Raw genomic sequence first — 14,297 nt, 5'->3', positions numbered from 1 at the left:
TTTCGCTCGTGCGGACAACGGCATGAGAGGCGGGTTCAGAACAGATGGATAGTACTTTCCCACAGGAGGAAGGGCTGCTTTCGGCACTCTCGCTGGAAGCAACGGAAGAGCTGTTTCACGGCGCGGTCGCGGATTTGACGGCCGCGCTCAAGGAAATCCGACAGGGGGATGTGAGCGAGGCCAAGGCCGCGCGTCAGGCCGTGCGCGAGCTTCGGGCCGCCCTGTCAACGGCAATGGAAGAAAGGAACCGTGTTGAAAAACTCCGCAGAGATGCTGCCGGGGTCGTCCGGGATCATGCGCTCGACTTCGACGCCGCACGAACTGAGATCGGGCGCCGCCTGGCTTGCCTCCGCGACGCCGGAGGATGTTGACGCGTTTCTGGCGGGGCTGGATGAGAATTCGCTTCTGGCCCTGCCGTGGTTGTTCGAGTTCTGGGCGCTGCCGCATCAGCTGCCGCCCGCCGGGGCCTGGAAGAGCTGGGTCGTGATGGGCGGGCGCGGTGCGGGCAAGACGCGGGCCGGGGCCGAGTGGGTGCGCGCGATGGTTGAGGGTGCGCGCCCGCTCGACCCCGGCAGGGCGAAACGCATGGCACTGGTGGGCGAGACCTTTGATCAGGTTCGCGAGGTGATGATTTTCGGCGATAGCGGGATACTGGCCTGCTCGCCGCCCGATCGCCGCCCGGTGTGGGAGGCGACGCGGCGGCGGTTGGTCTGGCCGAATGGCGCGACTGCGACGGCGTTTTCGGCCTCGGAACCTGAAGGGCTGCGGGGGCCGCAATTCGATGCCGCCTGGGTGGATGAACTGGCCAAGTGGAAGAAGGCCGAGGACACCTGGGACATGCTGCAATTCGCGCTGCGGCTGGGCGATCATCCGCAGCAGGTGATCACCACGACGCCGCGCAATGTGGGGGTGCTCAAGACGATCCTGAACAACCCCTCGACGGTGGTGACCCACGCGCCCACAGAGGCGAACCGTGCCTATCTGGCTGAGAGTTTCCTGGAAGAGGTGCAGGCGCGCTATGGCGGCACGCGGCTTGGTCGCCAGGAGTTGGACGGAATGCTGCTCGAGGATGTCGAGGGGGCGCTCTGGACGAGCGCGCAGCTTGAAGCCGCGCGGGTCGAAAGCCTGCCGGAACTTGATCGCACCGTTGTGGCGCTGGACCCGGCGGTGACGGCGCATGCCGGGTCGGATGAATGCGGCATCCTCGTGGTCGGGGCGGTCACGCGCGGCCCGGTGCAGGACTGGCGCGCCTATGTGCTCGAAGACGCTTCGGCGCGGGGCCGGCCCACCGATTGGGCCCATGCCGCGATCGCCGCGATGGAGCGCCATGGCGCCGAGCGTCTCGTGGCCGAGGTGAACCAGGGTGGTGACCTGATCGAGACCGTGTTGCGCCAGATCGACCCGCTGGTGCCCTTCAAGGCGCTGCGGGCCGGGCGTGGCAAGAGCGCGCGGGCCGAGCCGGTGGCGGCGCTTTATGAACAGGGCCGCATCTGTCACCTCGCCGCGGCGCGGCTGGGCGCGCTGGAGGACCAGATGTGCCGCATGACGGTGCAGGGCTATCAGGGCAAGGGCTCGCCCGACCGGGTGGATGCGCTGGTCTGGGCGGTGACCGAGCTGATGATCGAGCCTGCGGCGCATTGGCGGCGCCCACAGGTGCGCAGGCTCTAGCGCCCCCTGGCTTTCATCGAGCCGGAAATACTCCGCAGGGGTGCGGGGGTGCGAAATCCCCGCGGCGCGGCGATTGGAACGGATTACGAAGGGTCGGGATTTCCCGGCCCTTTTTCTTTGGCTGAGCGCCCTTCGCCCGATGCGGTGGGCGGGCGGTGCGATGAGGAGAAGGCAATGGGAATGAAGTTTTTTCGCAAGACGGCCGTCGAGACGGTTCCGGAGGTCAAGGCCTCCAAGACCGGGCGGATCGTGGCGATGGCGAGCGGGACGGGGCGGGTTGCCTGGAGCCCGCGTGACACCGCCTCGCTGACGCGGTTGGGCTTTACCGGCAATCCGATCGGGTTTCGCTGCGTGAAGCTGATCGCCGAGGCGGCCGCCGCGCTGCCGTTGGTGTGCCAGGATGCGGAGCGCCGCTATGAGATCCACCCGGTGGTGGACCTGATCCGCCGTCCGAACCCGGGGCAGGGCAAGGCCGAGCTGTTCGAGGCGCTGTATGGCCAGCTGTTGCTGTCGGGCGATGGCTATCTGGAGGCGGTGAGCGCCGAGCCGGGCCTGCCGCGCGAGCTGCATGTGCTGCGTTCGGACAGGATGAGTATCGTGCCGGGTGCCGATGGCTGGCCGGTCGCCTATGACTATTCGGTCGGCGGTCGCAAGCATCGCTTCAACATGGGGCTGGGGCCGGAGGCGATCTGTCACATCAAGAGCTTCCACCCGCAGGACGACCATTACGGGCTCTCGCCGATGCAGGCGGCGGCCACGGCGATGGATGTGCACAACTCGGCCAGCGCCTGGTCGAAGGCGCTTCTGGACAATGCCGCGCGGCCCTCGGGGGCGATCATCTACAAGGGGGGTGACGGGCAGGGCACGCTCAGCCCCGATCAGTATGACCGGCTGGTCTTTGAGCTGGAGACCCACCATCAGGGCGCGCGCAATGCCGGGCGTCCGATGCTGCTTGAAGGAGGGCTCGACTGGAAGCCGATGGGGTTCAGCCCCTCGGACATGGAGTTCCATCAGACCAAGGCGGCCGCCGCGCGCGAGATCGCCGTGGCCTTCGGGGTGCCGCCGATGCTGTTGGGTATTCCGGGCGAGGCGACCTATGCGAATTACGCCGAGGCACATCGGGCGTTCTATCGCCTGACGGTGCTGCCGTTGGTGACGCGGGTGGCGGCCTCGGTTTCGGAATGGCTGTCGCTGCATCTGGGCGCGCAGATCATGCTCAAACCCGACCTCGACCAGATCCCGGCGCTGGCGGCCGAGCGTGACCAGCAATGGAAGCGCGTGGGCGGGGCGGATTTCCTGACCAATGCGGAGAAACGTGCGCTGCTGGGCCTGCCGCCGCTGGCGGAGGGCTGAGATGGGCACCGGCGGGTCGCGCTTTCTGAAAGAGCCCTTCGAGGTCCACGAGCAGCGCTTCGAGGCGACCGAGAAGATCATGGAGCTGCAATTCGGCCAGGTCGAGAAGCGGCTGGAGCGGATCGAGACGATGATCGAGGGTCTGGAGCGGCGCCTGTGGATGACGGTCTACGGGGTCGTGGCCGTGATCCTGACGCAGGCGGTCCAGGGCGTTCTTGAATTTGCGCCTAGATAAGGAAAATCAAATGAATACTGATGATTACGGTCTTGAGTTGAAGTTCTGCAAGCAGGAGGCTCAGGTCACCTTGACCGAGGGTCGGGTGATCGAGGGCTATGCGAGCCTGTTCGGTCTGGCCGATCAGGGCGGCGATGTCGTGCTGCGGGGTGCCTATCGCGCCAGCCTTGAGCGGCTGAAGGCGCGGGGCGGCTCGGTCAAGATGCTCTGGCAGCACGATCCGGCGCAGCCGATCGGCATCTGGGATGAGATCCACGAGGATGAGCGCGGGCTCTACGTCAAGGGGCGTCTGTTGCCCGACGTGGCGCGTGCACGAGAAGCGGCGGCGCTGATCGAGGCGGGGGCGATCGACGGTTTGTCGATCGGCTATCGCACGATTGCCGCCGAGAAGGACGCAAAAGGCCAGCGGCTTCTTGCGGAACTGGAGCTTTGGGAGGTGTCGCTCGTGACCTTCCCGATGCTCCGCGAGGCGCGGGTGGCGGCGAAGGGCGAAGGCCTTGATGCCGCGATCTGGCGTGATCTGGCGGAGGTCTTGCATGAGGCCACCGCCGAACTGGCTGACCGCTGAGCGGGCCCAGCCTCTTTGAGCCACTGAGAATGGAGTGAAGATGAAGACCGAGACCAAGGCTCGGGCCGGGACGGGCATGTCCGAGGCCCCTGACCCGGCGGCTGAGGTGAAAACCGCGCTGGCCGGGTTTCTGAGGGAAATCAAAATCTTTCAGAAAGAAGTTAAATCCAAGTTCGAGCAACAGGAAGATCGTTTGACCATGATGCAGACCAAATCCATCACCGCCGGGCGTCCCGCCCTTTCCATCGCCGCCACCGAAGAGGCGCCGCACCAGAAGGCCTTTGCTGCCTATCTGCGTTCGGGCGACGACGACGGCCTGCGTGGCCTGACCCTCGAGGGCAAGGCGCTCAATACCGCGGTCGCGGCGGAGGGCGGCTATCTTGTCGATCCGCAGACCGCGGCGACCATTCAGGGCGTGCTGCGCTCGACCGCGTCGATCCGTTCGATCGCCAATGTCGTCAATGTCGAGGCGACCTCCTATGACGTGCTGGTCGATCATTCGGAGCTGGGCTCGGGCTGGGCGACGGAAACCGCCGCGCTGACCGAGACCGCGACGCCGCAGATCGAGCGTGTCTCGATCCCGCTGCACGAGCTGGCCGCGATGCCGAAGGCCTCGCAGCGCCTGCTCGATGACTCGGCCTTTGATGTCGAGACCTGGCTGGCCAAGCGCATCGCCGAGAAATTCGCCCGCGCCGAGGCCGCGGCCTTCGTGAATGGCGACGGCGTCGACAAGCCGACCGGCTTCCTGACCCATTCGAAGGTTGCCAATGACATCTGGGCCTGGGGCTCGCTGGGTTATGTCGCGACCGGCGCGAACGGCGATTTCTCGGGCGCCAACCCGGCCGATGCAATCGTCGATCTGGTCTATGCGCTGGACGCCGAATACCGCGCCAATGCGAGCTTCGTGATGAACTCGAAAACCGCGGGTGCGGTGCGCAAGATGAAGGATGCCGATGGCCGCTTCCTCTGGACTGACGGTCTGCAGGCGGGCGAGCCGGCGCGCCTGATGGGCTACCCGGTGGTGATTGCCGAGGACATGCCCGACATCGCCGCCGACGCGACCGCGATCGCCTTTGGCGATTTCGGTGCGGGTTACACCGTGGCCGAGCGCCCCGAGATGCGCGTGCTGCGCGATCCCTTCTCGGCCAAGCCGCATGTCATCTTCTACGCCTCGAAGCGCGTGGGTGGTGACGTCAGCGACTTCGCGGCGATCAAGCTGCTCAAATTCGCCGTCTTGTAAGGCGGTGGACGGGGTCGGGGGGCTGATGGCTCCCCGGTTCTGAGCCGGAGCTGTTTCGGCTCAGGGCGGGCGCGGGCTGGTCGCCGTCGCCTAGCTGCTCCCTCCGTCCGAGCGGCGGTGGCAGGGCTTGCGCCCGATCTGCCAGAGAGGCCGGTTTCCGCGAAGGGCCCGGCGCACACGCGACTTTCGGAGAGTTTTCATGATGCTGAACGAATTGACGGCGGTGGACGCGGCAGCGCTGCCGGTGGCCGAGTTCCGGGACCATTTGCGGCTTGGGACGGGCTTTGCCGATATGGGCGCCGAGGATGCCGCGCTCGAGGCCTATCTGCGGGCCGCGCTTGCGGCGATCGAGGGGCGCACGAGCAAGGTTCTGATTTCGCGCGATTTCTCGTTGTCGCTGGAGCATTGGCGCAATGACATGGCGCAGCCATTGCCGGTGGCGCCGGTGCGCGCGGTGTCGGAGATGCGGCTTGTGGCGCGCGATGGCAGCATCGAGGTGATCGACCCGGCGCGCTACGTGCTGGTCGAGGATATGGCGCGGCCGCGGCTGACGGCCGGGTCTGGGGTGTTGCCGGCGATCCCGCTGGCGGGGCGGGTCGAGATCGACTTTACCGCCGGGTTCGGCCCGGTCTGGAGCGATCTGCCGGTGGATCTGGCGCAGGCGGTGTTCCTGCTGGCGGCGCAATATTTCGAGGCACGCCATGACGGTGCGGGCACGGGCAGCGAGATGTCGTTTGGCGTGATGGCGCTGATCGAGCGCTGGCGCACGGTGCGGATTCTGGGGGGGCATTGATGGCAGTCCCGAACCTGAACCGGAAACTGGTGCTGGAGGCGCCCGAGCGCCTGGCCGATGGCGCGGGTGGCTTCGCGTTGAGCTGGGTCGCGCTGGGGGAACTTTGGGCCGAGGTGACGCCCGGCACCGGCGTCGAGCGCGCGGGCGAATTCGTGACGCTGGCCTCGGTGCCCTTCAAGATCGTGGTGCGGGCCGCGCCCGAGGGTTCGCCCCGGCGGCCTCTGCCGGAACAGCGCTTGCGTGACGGGACGCGGATCTTTCGCATCCTCGCCGTCGCCGAGGCGGATGCGGCGGGTCATTACCTGACCTGCTTTACCCGAGAGGAGGTCGTGGCATGAGCTATGCGGTGAGCGCGGCGCTTCAGGCCGCGGTCTATCAGGCGCTTGTGGCCGATCCGGCGCTGGATGCGCTGGTGGGCGGCGCGATCCATGATGCGGTGCCGCCGGGCCCGGTCAGCGGGACCTATGTCTCGCTCGGGCCCGAGGATGCGGTCGATGCCTCGGACAAGAGCGGGCCGGGGGCGGTGCATGAGTTCGTCGTCTCGGTGATTACCGATGCGGCGGGGTTCCAGAGCGCGAAAGAGGTGGCGGCGGCGATCTGCGACGTGCTGATCGACGCGCCTCTGGTGCTGTCGCGTGGCGCGCTGGTGGGGCTGTGGTTCCTCAAGGCCAAGGCGCGGCGTGTCGAGACCGGTGAATCGCGCCGGATCGACCTGACGTTCCGGGCGCGCGTCGAGGGCTGAGCCCCGGCGAGATGCGCGCCTGTCGCGGCCCGGCGTGATGCCGCGGGCCGTTCCAATTTCATGACTTAACGGAGACCTCTCATGGCTGCCCAAAACGGCAAGGACCTTCTGATCAAGCTCGACCTTTCGGGGGCGGGGCAATTCGAAACCATCGCGGGGCTGCGCGCCTCGCGGATCAGCTTCAACGCGGAGACGGTCGATGTGACCTCGCTGGAAAGCCAGGGTGGCTGGCGCGAACTGCTGAGCGGGGCGGGCGTGAAATCGGCCTCGATCTCGGGCTCGGGCGTGTTCAAGGACGCGGCGACCGATGAGCGCGCGCGCCAGATCTTTTTCGACGGCGAGCGCCCGGAATTCCAGGTCATCATCCCGGATTTCGGCATCATACAGGGCGCCTTCATGATCTCGGGGATCGAGTATTCGGGCAGCTACAACGGCGAGGCGACCTATGAGGTCACGATGGCCTCGGCGGGCGCGCTGAGCTTCGTGGCGATCTGAGATGGCGAACCCGATGGCTGGTGAGGTCGAGGTGGTGCTCGATGGCGTGCCGCATGTGGCCAAGCTGACGCTGGGCGCCCTGGCCGAGCTTGAGGCGGAGTTGGCCGAGAGCGATCTGCTGGGGCTGGTGGCGCGGTTCGAGGCGGGGCGGGTTTCGAGCCGTGACGTGCTGGCGCTGCTGGTTGCCGGGTTGCGTGGCGGCGGCTGGCAGGGGCGCGCGGCGGAACTGCGTTCGGTCGAGATCGGTGGCGGGCCGGTGGCTGCGGCGCGGATCGCGGCGGAGCTCTTGGCGCGCGCCTTCTCGGTGCCGGGCGGGGCCGGGGAATGAGCCGCGGCGGGCTCGATTGGCCGGGTCTGATGCGGGTCGGGCTGCGGGGTCTTGGGCTGCGGCCCTGGGAGTTCTGGCGGCTGACGCCGGCGGAGCTGGCACTGATGCTTGGGCAGGTCGCGGGCCCGCCGCCACTGACCCGGGCGCGCCTTGAGGCGCTTTCGGCGCAATGGCCCGATGGTGCGCCCGTCGTGGCGCCTGACAATTCTGAAAGGATGTGAAGATGGTCGAGGTGGACGGGCTGGATGGATTGAGCCAGCAGGCGGCCGCGCTGGAGAAAAACCTTGGTGGAGCCGAGGTGATGACGGCGGCTTTCAGCGATGAGCTGCTGCGGATGCGTGACAGCATGGTGTTCACCAGTCGCGAGGTGGGCACGCTGTCGAACAGCCTCGGGCGCAGCCTGAAGCGCGCGTTTGACGGGGTGGTGTTTGATGGGATGAAGCTCTCGGATGCGCTGCGCCAGGTCGGCGAGAGCCTGTCGCAGACGGTTTACAACATCGCGATGCGGCCGGTGCAGAACGCGCTGGGCAGTGCGCTGGCGAGCGGGCTGAACGGCATGCTGAGCGGCGCTTTTCCCTTTGCCAATGGCGGGGCCTTTGCGCAGGGGCGGGTGATGCCCTTTGCCAAGGGTGGGGTGGTCAGCGCGCCCACGACATTCCCGATGCGCGGTGCGACCGGGCTGATGGGCGAGGCGGGCCCCGAGGCGATCATGCCGCTCACGCGGACGGCGGATGGACGGCTGGGCGTGCAGGCGCAGGGCTCGTCGCGCCCGGTCAATGTGGTGATGAACATCTCGACCCCCGATGTGAGCGGTTTCCAGCGCTCGCAAAGTCAGATTGCCGCGCAGATGGGCCGGATGCTCGCGCGGGGCGATCGCAATCGTTGAGGAGGGAGCAATGGCATTTCATGAAATCCGCTTTCCGGCGAACCTGAGTTTCGGCTCGGTCGGCGGACCCGAGCGGCGCACCGAGATCGTGACGCTGGCAAATGGTTTCGAAGAGCGTAACAGCCCCTGGGCGCATTCGCGGCGCCGTTACGATGCGGGGGTTGGGCTGCGCTCGCTCGATGACGTGGCCGATCTGATTGCGTTTTTCGAAGCGCGCGGCGGGCAGTTGCACGGGTTCCGCTGGAAGGACTGGGCCGATTACAAATCCTGCGCGCCCTCGGGGGCGCCCCATTACGAGGATCAGTTTATCGGCATAGGCGACGGGGTCACGCGCAGCTTTCAGCTGGCCAAGACCTATGTCTCGGGTGGCGTCGAATATACGCGCCCGATCAAAAAGCCGGTGCTGGGTACGGTGCGGGTGGGCGTTCAGGGCGACCATCAGGCCGAGGCTGTGGCCTGGGAGATCGACCTTGGCACTGGTGTCGTGACCTTTCACGACGCGCCGGCGGAAGGCACGCGGATCACGGCGGGCTTCGAGTTCGACGTTCCGGTGCGTTTCGATACCGATGGCATTCAGGTCTCGGTTGCCTCGTTCCAGGCGGGCGACCTGCCGCAGGTGCCGGTGCTGGAGGTGCGGATCTGATGGGGTATTCCGAAGAGCTGAAGGCACATCTGGCCTCGGGGGCGACGACGATCGCGCGAGCCTGGGCGGTGACACGCCGCGACGGGCAGGTGCTGGGGTTCACCGATCACGACGTGGCGCTGGATTTCGACGGGATCCGTTTCGCGCCCGATACCGGTATGACGGCGAAGGCGTTGAGCCAGAGCACGGGCCTGTCGGTCGACAACTCGGAGGCCTTTGGCGCGCTGAGTTCGGCGGCGATCAACGAGGCGGACCTGCTGGCGGGGCGCTATGACGGGGCCGAGGTGCGGGCCTGGCTGGTGAACTGGGCCGAAGTTTCAGAGCGCGCGTTGGTGTTCCGCGGCCATCTGGGCGAGATCACGCGCGGCGCGGGCGCGTTCACGGCCGAGCTGCGCGGGCTGAGCGAGCTGTTGGCGAACGAGACCGGGCGCATCTATCACGGGCGCTGCGGCGCGGTGCTGGGCGATCGGGGCTGCGGCTTTGACCTGAGCACGCCGGGCTGTTCGGTCGAACTGGCGCTTGAGGGGGTCGAAGAGGCGCAAGTCTTTCGTTTTGCCGCGCTGCCGAGTTTCGATGATCGCTGGTTCGAGAAGGGGCGCCTGCGCGTGCTTTCGGGGGCGGCCAAGGGGCTGGTCGGCGTGATCAAGAACGACCGGCTTTCCGGGACGGGCGCGCGCGAGGTCGAGCTGTGGCAACGTCTTGGTGCGGATGTCGCGCCGGGTGACATGGTGCGGCTGGAGGCGGGCTGCGACCGGCGCCCCGAGACCTGTAAACTGAAGTTCCACAACTTCCTCAATTTCAGGGGCTTCCCGCATATTCCGGGCGAGGATTGGCTGATGTCCTATCCGACCTCGGCGGGGGCGAATGACGGCGGGAGCCTGTTTGCATGATCTCGCAGGGAGAGCGGGCGGTCGGGATTGCGCGCGGCTGGATCGGCACGCCCTATCTGCACCAGGCCTCGGTCTGTGGTGTCGGTACGGATTGCCTTGGGCTGATCCGGGGGATCTGGCGCGAGATCTACGGCGCGGAGCCGGAACAGATCCCGCCCTACACGGCGGATTGGTCCGAGCCGAGCCGCGTTGAGACGCTCTGGCAGGGCGCGCGGCGCAACCTCATCGAGCTGCCCGAGGGCGCGCACGAAGCGCCGGGGCAGGTGCTTCTGTTTCGCATGCGTGCCTCCGGGGTTGCCAAGCATCTGGGCGTGCTCTCGGGGATCGGGGGCGAGGCGCGTTTCATTCATGCCTACACGGGCCATGGGGTGATCGAGTCGCCTTTGCCCGTGCCATGGCGGCGCCGGATCGTGGCGCGTTTTCAATTTCCGTAAAGGAGCCAGCGAATGGCGACGATTTTGCTTTCGGCGGCGGGGGCCGCAATTGGCGGTGGGTTCGGAGGGACGATCCTGGGCATGTCCGGTGCGGTTATCGGCCGGGCGGTCGGGGCGACGCTGGGCCGCGCGATTGACCAGCGTATCTTAGGTGCGGGGTCGGGCTCGGTGGAGACCGGGCGGATCGACCGATTCCGCCTGACCTCGGCCACCGAAGGCGAGGCGGTCGGCATCGCCTGGGGGCGCAACCGGCTCGGCGCGCAGGTGATCTGGGCTACGCGCTTCCTTGAGACGCGCAAGAAAAAGAGCGGCTCAAAGGGCACGCCGACGCCGAGCACCACGAGTTACAGCTATTCGGTGAGCCTTGCGCTGGCGATCTGCGAGGGGGAGATCCTGCGCGTGGCCCGTGTCTGGGCCGATGGGATGGAACTGGACCCGTCGACGATGACGATGCGCGTCTATACCGGCAGTGAAGACCAGTTGCCGGACCCCAAGATCGCTGCGGTCGAGGGGCTGGACAATGCGCCCGCCTATCGAGGCATTGCTTATGTCGTCTTTGAGGACCTGCAGCTGGCGCCTTTTGGGAACCGTGTTCCGCAGTTCACCTTCGAGGTGATCCGCCGCGCGCAGGGGGAGGTCTTGCCCGAGGTGCCCGATCTCGCGGGTTCTGTGCGCGCGGTCTCGATGATCCCGGGAACGGGGGAATATGCGCTGGCGACCTCAAAAGTGGCGATTGCGGGGATTGCCGATGCCGCCTCGGGGGACGGGTTCGTCGGGCTGAGCGCGCAGAGCGAGGTGGTCAATCAGCATGTCACGGGCGACCTGAGCGATTTCTCGGTGAGCCTTGCGGCGTTGGATGAGGAACTGCCCGCCTGTGAAAGCGTTTCGCTGGTGGTGAGCTGGTTCGGCAATGACCTGCGCTGTGGCAGCTGCGAGATCCGCCCCAAGGTCACAGATGCGCAGGTCGATGGTGTGAAGATGCCCTGGGTTGTGTCGGGGTTGACGCGGCATCAGGTGCCCGAGGTGCCGTTGTTCGAGGATAAGCCCGTGTATGGTGGAACGCCCGCCGATGCCTCGGTGATCGAGGCGATCCAGGCGCTGCACGCAGCGGGCAAGGCGGTAACTTTCTATCCGTTCGTGCTGATGGACCAACTGGCAGGGAATGGCCTGCCCGATCCCTGGGGCGAGAGTGAAGAGCAGGCGGCTTTGCCTTGGCGTGGTCGGATCACGCTCTCGGTGGCACCCGGGCGCGAAGGTAGCCCGGATCGCTCGACTGCGGCAGAGGCAGAAATCGCGGCGTTCATCGGGCAGGCGCAGGTATCGGATTTTGCGGCTTCGGGCACGACGGTCACCTATACCGGCCCCGAGGAATATTCTCTGCGTCGGTTCGTGTTGCATTATGCGCATCTGTGCGCGCTGGCAGGCGGTGTGGAGGCCTTTTGCCTTGGCTCCGAGCTGCGCTCGCTGACGCAATTGCGGGGCTCTGGCGACAGTTTTCCGGTCGTCGAAGCGCTGAAAGAGCTGGCCGCCGAGGTTAGGGCGATCTTGGGGCCTGCGTGCAAGATCGGCTACGCGGCGGACTGGAGCGAGTATTTCGGTTATCAGAGCCCCGAGGGCGATCGCTATTTCCATCTCGATCCACTCTGGTCCGACGCCAATATCGACTTCATCGGGATCGACAATTACGTGCCGCTCTCGGATTGGCGCGATGGTGAAGATCACGCGGATGCGGGTTGGGGGTCGATCTATGATCTCGACTATCTGCAGTCGAATATCGAAGGCGGAGAAGGGTTCGACTGGTATTACGCGGGCGCCGAGCATCGCGATGCGCAGATCCGCACGCCGATCACCGATGGCGCCTATGATGAGCCTTGGATCTGGCGCTACAAGGATATCCGCAGTTTCTGGGAGAACCGCCACTATCCGCGTATCGGGGGCGTGCGCTCCGAGGCGCCGACCGTCTGGGAACCGCGCTCGAAGCCGATCTGGTTCACCGAGTTGGGATGTGCGGCGGTCGACAAGGGCACGAATGAGCCCAACAAGTTCCTCGATCCCAAAAGTTCGGAATCGAGCCTGCCGCGTTATTCGAACGGGCGCCGCGATGAAGTGATCCAGATGCAATATCTGCGGGCGATGCTCGACTATTGGGGCCGTGCAGAACACAACCCGGTCTCGGATATCTACGGCGGGGCGATGATCGACCTTTCCAAGGCGCATGTCTGGGCCTGGGATGCGCGTCCCTATCCGCAGTTCCCGGCGCTGGGCGATCTTTGGTCGGATGCCGGGAATTACCCACGTGGACACTGGATTTCGGGCCGTTCGGCGGCGCAGCCCCTGTCGCATGTCGTCGCCGAGATCTGTGCGCGGGCCGGTCTGTACCATATCGACGTGTCCGGGCTTTACGGGGTCGTGCGCGGCTTTGTTGCCCAATCCGGCGTGTCGGCGCGCGGGCTCCTGCAATCGCTGATGCTTGGTTACGGCTTTGAGGCGGTCGAGCGCGATGGGCTGGTCGTCTTTCGTATGCGCGAAGGCCGGATCTCCGCACATCTGACGCAAGAGGATCTGGCGCTGGGCGAGACGGATGGGTTGCTGGAAACGCTGCGCGCGCCCGATGCGGAAATGGCCGGGCGGGTCCGTCTGAGCTACACCGAGGCGGATGGCGAATATGCGACGCGCGCGGTCGAGGCGATTTTTCCGGATGAGGAGGCGACGTCTGTCGCAATGTCGGAGCTTCCGCTTGTTCTTACACGCGCTGAGGCCCAAGGGACGGTCGAGCGTTGGCTTGCCGAGGCACGTGTCGCGCGTGACGGGGCGCGGTTTGCTCTGCCGCCGTCGCTCGGCCATCTGGGGGCGGGCGATGTGGTCGCGCTCCGGACCGACGAAGGCACGCGGCGCTATCGCATCGACCGGGTCGAGCAGGCCGGGGCGCTTACGATGGAGGCGGTGCGGGTTGAGCCGGCCGTCTACCTGCCTTCGGATGAGACCGAGGGGGCGGTCACGCTGCGCGGCTTCGTTCCGCCTGTGCCGGTGACGCCGGTGTTCCTGGATCTGCCGCTGATGAGCGGGGCCGAGGACCCCTACGCACCGCATCTGGCGGTGACGGCGCAGCCTTGGCCTGGGTCGGTCGCGGTCTATTCGGCCTCGGAGGACGCGGGTTATACGCTGAACAGCTTGCTCGATCAGGGTGCTGTCATCGGGCGCACGCTCTCGCCGCTGCATGCGTCGCGCACCGGGCTTTGGGACAAGGGCGCGGCTTTGCGGGTCCGCATGGCCGGGGGCGAGTTGGAGGCGGCCTCGGAAGCGCGGGTGTTGGCGGGGGCGAACCTGATGGCGATCGGGAATGGCGTGGATGACGATTGGGAGTTGTTCCAGTTCTGCGATGCGGAGCCAATCGAGGCCGGGGTCTGGGATCTGGGAACGCGCCTGCGGGGGCAGTTGGGGTCGGATCGGTTGATGCCCGAAGTCTGGCCCGAAGGCTCTGTCATCGTTCTTCTGGACGGCGCGCCGCAGCAAATCATGCATACGCCGGGGATGCGAAACCTTGCGCGGCATTATCGGATCGGATCGGCACTGCGGGGCTACGAAGACCCGAGCTATGTACATCAGCAGCGGGCCTTTTCGGGGATCGGGTTGCGGCCTTTGTCGCCCTGTCACCTGCGGGCCAAGCCGACGGCCGAGGGCTGGGAGTTCACTTGGATCCGGCGGACGCGGATTGGCGGCGACAGCTGGGATGGGATCGAAGTGCCGCTGGGCGAGGTGAGCGAGAGTTACCTCTTGCGAGTGCGCGAAGGCGGGGCGGTGCGCCGAGAGCTGCAACTACCTCTGACGGCCTGGTCTTACGAGGCGGCGCTGGCAGCTGCCGACGGCATCACCGGTGCTTTTGACGTGGAGGTCGCGCAGGTCTCGGATGTCTATGGGCCGGGGCTGTTTGCCAGCGTTTCGGTCGGCATCTGATTTTCAACTTTCGTTCGCTAAGGGCTTCCCCTATGCCTTGCGGGGCCTATGTGATAGGCTTCGCAAGG

The 14,297-nt window shown here is 66.4% G+C and carries 17 protein-coding genes; all 17 read left to right on the top strand.

Translation table 11 applies throughout. The annotated features are described in order from the left end of the window. The first annotated feature begins 44 nt into the window (after positions 1-44). Positions 45-371 carry a hypothetical protein gene (locus CLN94_RS12030; RefSeq protein WP_096434197.1) on the top strand — a complete coding sequence of 109 codons (327 nt, stop codon included), beginning with the start codon at positions 45-47 and terminating at the stop codon, positions 369-371. After that, positions 295-1,668, top strand: coding sequence for a DNA-packaging protein (locus CLN94_RS12025; RefSeq protein WP_096434196.1), 1,374 nt, complete (start codon positions 295-297; stop codon positions 1,666-1,668). Before CLN94_RS12030 ends, CLN94_RS12025 begins: the two co-directional genes overlap by 77 nt. A gap of 174 nt (positions 1,669-1,842) precedes the next feature. Continuing rightward, positions 1,843-3,021 carry a phage portal protein gene (locus CLN94_RS12020; RefSeq protein WP_096434253.1) on the top strand — a complete coding sequence of 393 codons (1,179 nt, stop codon included), beginning with the start codon at positions 1,843-1,845 and terminating at the stop codon, positions 3,019-3,021. Position 3,022: 1 nt separating this feature from the next. Continuing rightward, the gene (locus tag CLN94_RS12015; RefSeq protein ID WP_096434195.1) at positions 3,023-3,256 is read left to right on the top strand and encodes a GTA head formation protein, RCAP_rcc01685 family; all 234 of its coding nucleotides are present in this window, start codon (positions 3,023-3,025) and stop codon (positions 3,254-3,256) included. 10 nt (positions 3,257-3,266) lie between these two features. Beyond that, entirely contained in the window at positions 3,267-3,824 is a 558-nt protein-coding gene (locus CLN94_RS12010) for an HK97 family phage prohead protease (protein WP_096434194.1), read from the top strand. A 40-nt stretch (positions 3,825-3,864) separates the two neighbouring features. Then, positions 3,865-5,064, top strand: coding sequence for a phage major capsid protein (locus tag CLN94_RS12005; protein WP_096434193.1), 1,200 nt, complete (start codon positions 3,865-3,867; stop codon positions 5,062-5,064). Positions 5,065-5,263: 199 nt separating this feature from the next. Further along, positions 5,264-5,857 (top strand): head-tail connector protein, encoded by a 594-nt coding sequence (locus tag CLN94_RS12000; protein ID WP_096434192.1) that lies wholly within the window; start codon positions 5,264-5,266, stop codon positions 5,855-5,857. After that, positions 5,857-6,195: a head-tail adaptor protein gene (locus CLN94_RS11995; RefSeq protein WP_096434191.1), complete on the top strand. Its 339-nt coding sequence runs from the start codon at positions 5,857-5,859 to the stop codon at positions 6,193-6,195. Before CLN94_RS12000 ends, CLN94_RS11995 begins: the two co-directional genes overlap by 1 nt. Then, complete coding sequence (locus tag CLN94_RS11990; protein WP_096434190.1) at positions 6,192-6,599, top strand: DUF3168 domain-containing protein; 408 nt, start codon at positions 6,192-6,194, stop codon at positions 6,597-6,599. The genes CLN94_RS11995 and CLN94_RS11990 overlap by 4 nt, the downstream gene beginning before the upstream one ends. Positions 6,600-6,680: 81 nt before the next feature. Continuing rightward, a complete protein-coding gene (locus CLN94_RS11985) occupies positions 6,681-7,094 on the top strand; it encodes a phage major tail protein, TP901-1 family (protein WP_096434189.1) in 414 nt (137 codons plus the stop codon). Position 7,095: 1 nt separating this feature from the next. Then, positions 7,096-7,422: a gene transfer agent family protein gene (locus CLN94_RS11980; protein ID WP_096434188.1), complete on the top strand. Its 327-nt coding sequence runs from the start codon at positions 7,096-7,098 to the stop codon at positions 7,420-7,422. After that, the gene (locus tag CLN94_RS11975) at positions 7,419-7,643 is read left to right on the top strand and encodes a rcc01693 family protein (RefSeq protein WP_096434187.1); all 225 of its coding nucleotides are present in this window, start codon (positions 7,419-7,421) and stop codon (positions 7,641-7,643) included. Before CLN94_RS11980 ends, CLN94_RS11975 begins: the two co-directional genes overlap by 4 nt. 2 nt (positions 7,644-7,645) lie before the next feature. After that, complete coding sequence (locus CLN94_RS11970; protein WP_096434186.1) at positions 7,646-8,308, top strand: phage tail tape measure protein; 663 nt, start codon at positions 7,646-7,648, stop codon at positions 8,306-8,308. Between the two features lie 10 nt (positions 8,309-8,318). Then, a complete protein-coding gene (locus tag CLN94_RS11965; protein WP_096434185.1) occupies positions 8,319-8,951 on the top strand; it encodes a DUF2460 domain-containing protein in 633 nt (210 codons plus the stop codon). Next, positions 8,951-9,841, top strand: a complete 891-nt coding sequence (locus CLN94_RS11960) for a DUF2163 domain-containing protein (protein ID WP_096434184.1) — start codon at positions 8,951-8,953, stop codon at positions 9,839-9,841. The genes CLN94_RS11965 and CLN94_RS11960 overlap by 1 nt, the downstream gene beginning before the upstream one ends. Beyond that, on the top strand, positions 9,838-10,275 hold the full coding sequence (locus CLN94_RS11955; RefSeq protein ID WP_096434183.1) for a C40 family peptidase: 438 nt from the start codon (positions 9,838-9,840) through the stop codon (positions 10,273-10,275). The genes CLN94_RS11960 and CLN94_RS11955 overlap by 4 nt, the downstream gene beginning before the upstream one ends. Positions 10,276-10,287: 12 nt before the next feature. Beyond that, positions 10,288-14,229: a baseplate multidomain protein megatron gene (locus CLN94_RS11950; protein ID WP_096434182.1), complete on the top strand. Its 3,942-nt coding sequence runs from the start codon at positions 10,288-10,290 to the stop codon at positions 14,227-14,229. Positions 14,230-14,297: the final 68 nt, after the last annotated feature.

Origin of the sequence: Pseudothioclava arenosa, assembly GCF_002358085.1 — a bacterium.
GTDB classification, from domain to species: domain Bacteria; phylum Pseudomonadota; class Alphaproteobacteria; order Rhodobacterales; family Rhodobacteraceae; genus Pseudothioclava; species Pseudothioclava arenosa.
Note: the sequence above shows the minus strand (reverse complement) of the source record. Positions and strands in the feature narration are given on the sequence as shown.

Bases quoted from the DNA above. Each gene is read 5' to 3' on its own strand.
- CLN94_RS12030 (WP_096434197.1), top strand. From the start codon at position 45: ATGGATAGTACTTTCCCACAGGAGGAAGGGCTGCTTTCGGCACTCTCG.
- CLN94_RS12025 (WP_096434196.1), top strand. From the start codon at position 295: ATGCGCTCGACTTCGACGCCGCACGAACTGAGATCGGGCGCCGCCTGG.
- CLN94_RS12020 (WP_096434253.1), top strand. From the start codon at position 1,843: ATGGGAATGAAGTTTTTTCGCAAGACGGCCGTCGAGACGGTTCCGGAG.
- CLN94_RS12015 (WP_096434195.1), top strand. From the start codon at position 3,023: ATGGGCACCGGCGGGTCGCGCTTTCTGAAAGAGCCCTTCGAGGTCCAC.
- CLN94_RS12010 (WP_096434194.1), top strand. From the start codon at position 3,267: ATGAATACTGATGATTACGGTCTTGAGTTGAAGTTCTGCAAGCAGGAG.
- CLN94_RS12005 (WP_096434193.1), top strand. From the start codon at position 3,865: ATGAAGACCGAGACCAAGGCTCGGGCCGGGACGGGCATGTCCGAGGCC.
- CLN94_RS12000 (WP_096434192.1), top strand. From the start codon at position 5,264: ATGATGCTGAACGAATTGACGGCGGTGGACGCGGCAGCGCTGCCGGTG.
- CLN94_RS11995 (WP_096434191.1), top strand. From the start codon at position 5,857: ATGGCAGTCCCGAACCTGAACCGGAAACTGGTGCTGGAGGCGCCCGAG.
- CLN94_RS11990 (WP_096434190.1), top strand. From the start codon at position 6,192: ATGAGCTATGCGGTGAGCGCGGCGCTTCAGGCCGCGGTCTATCAGGCG.
- CLN94_RS11985 (WP_096434189.1), top strand. From the start codon at position 6,681: ATGGCTGCCCAAAACGGCAAGGACCTTCTGATCAAGCTCGACCTTTCG.
- CLN94_RS11980 (WP_096434188.1), top strand. From the start codon at position 7,096: ATGGCGAACCCGATGGCTGGTGAGGTCGAGGTGGTGCTCGATGGCGTG.
- CLN94_RS11975 (WP_096434187.1), top strand. From the start codon at position 7,419: ATGAGCCGCGGCGGGCTCGATTGGCCGGGTCTGATGCGGGTCGGGCTG.
- CLN94_RS11970 (WP_096434186.1), top strand. From the start codon at position 7,646: ATGGTCGAGGTGGACGGGCTGGATGGATTGAGCCAGCAGGCGGCCGCG.
- CLN94_RS11965 (WP_096434185.1), top strand. From the start codon at position 8,319: ATGGCATTTCATGAAATCCGCTTTCCGGCGAACCTGAGTTTCGGCTCG.
- CLN94_RS11960 (WP_096434184.1), top strand. From the start codon at position 8,951: ATGGGGTATTCCGAAGAGCTGAAGGCACATCTGGCCTCGGGGGCGACG.
- CLN94_RS11955 (WP_096434183.1), top strand. From the start codon at position 9,838: ATGATCTCGCAGGGAGAGCGGGCGGTCGGGATTGCGCGCGGCTGGATC.
- CLN94_RS11950 (WP_096434182.1), top strand. From the start codon at position 10,288: ATGGCGACGATTTTGCTTTCGGCGGCGGGGGCCGCAATTGGCGGTGGG.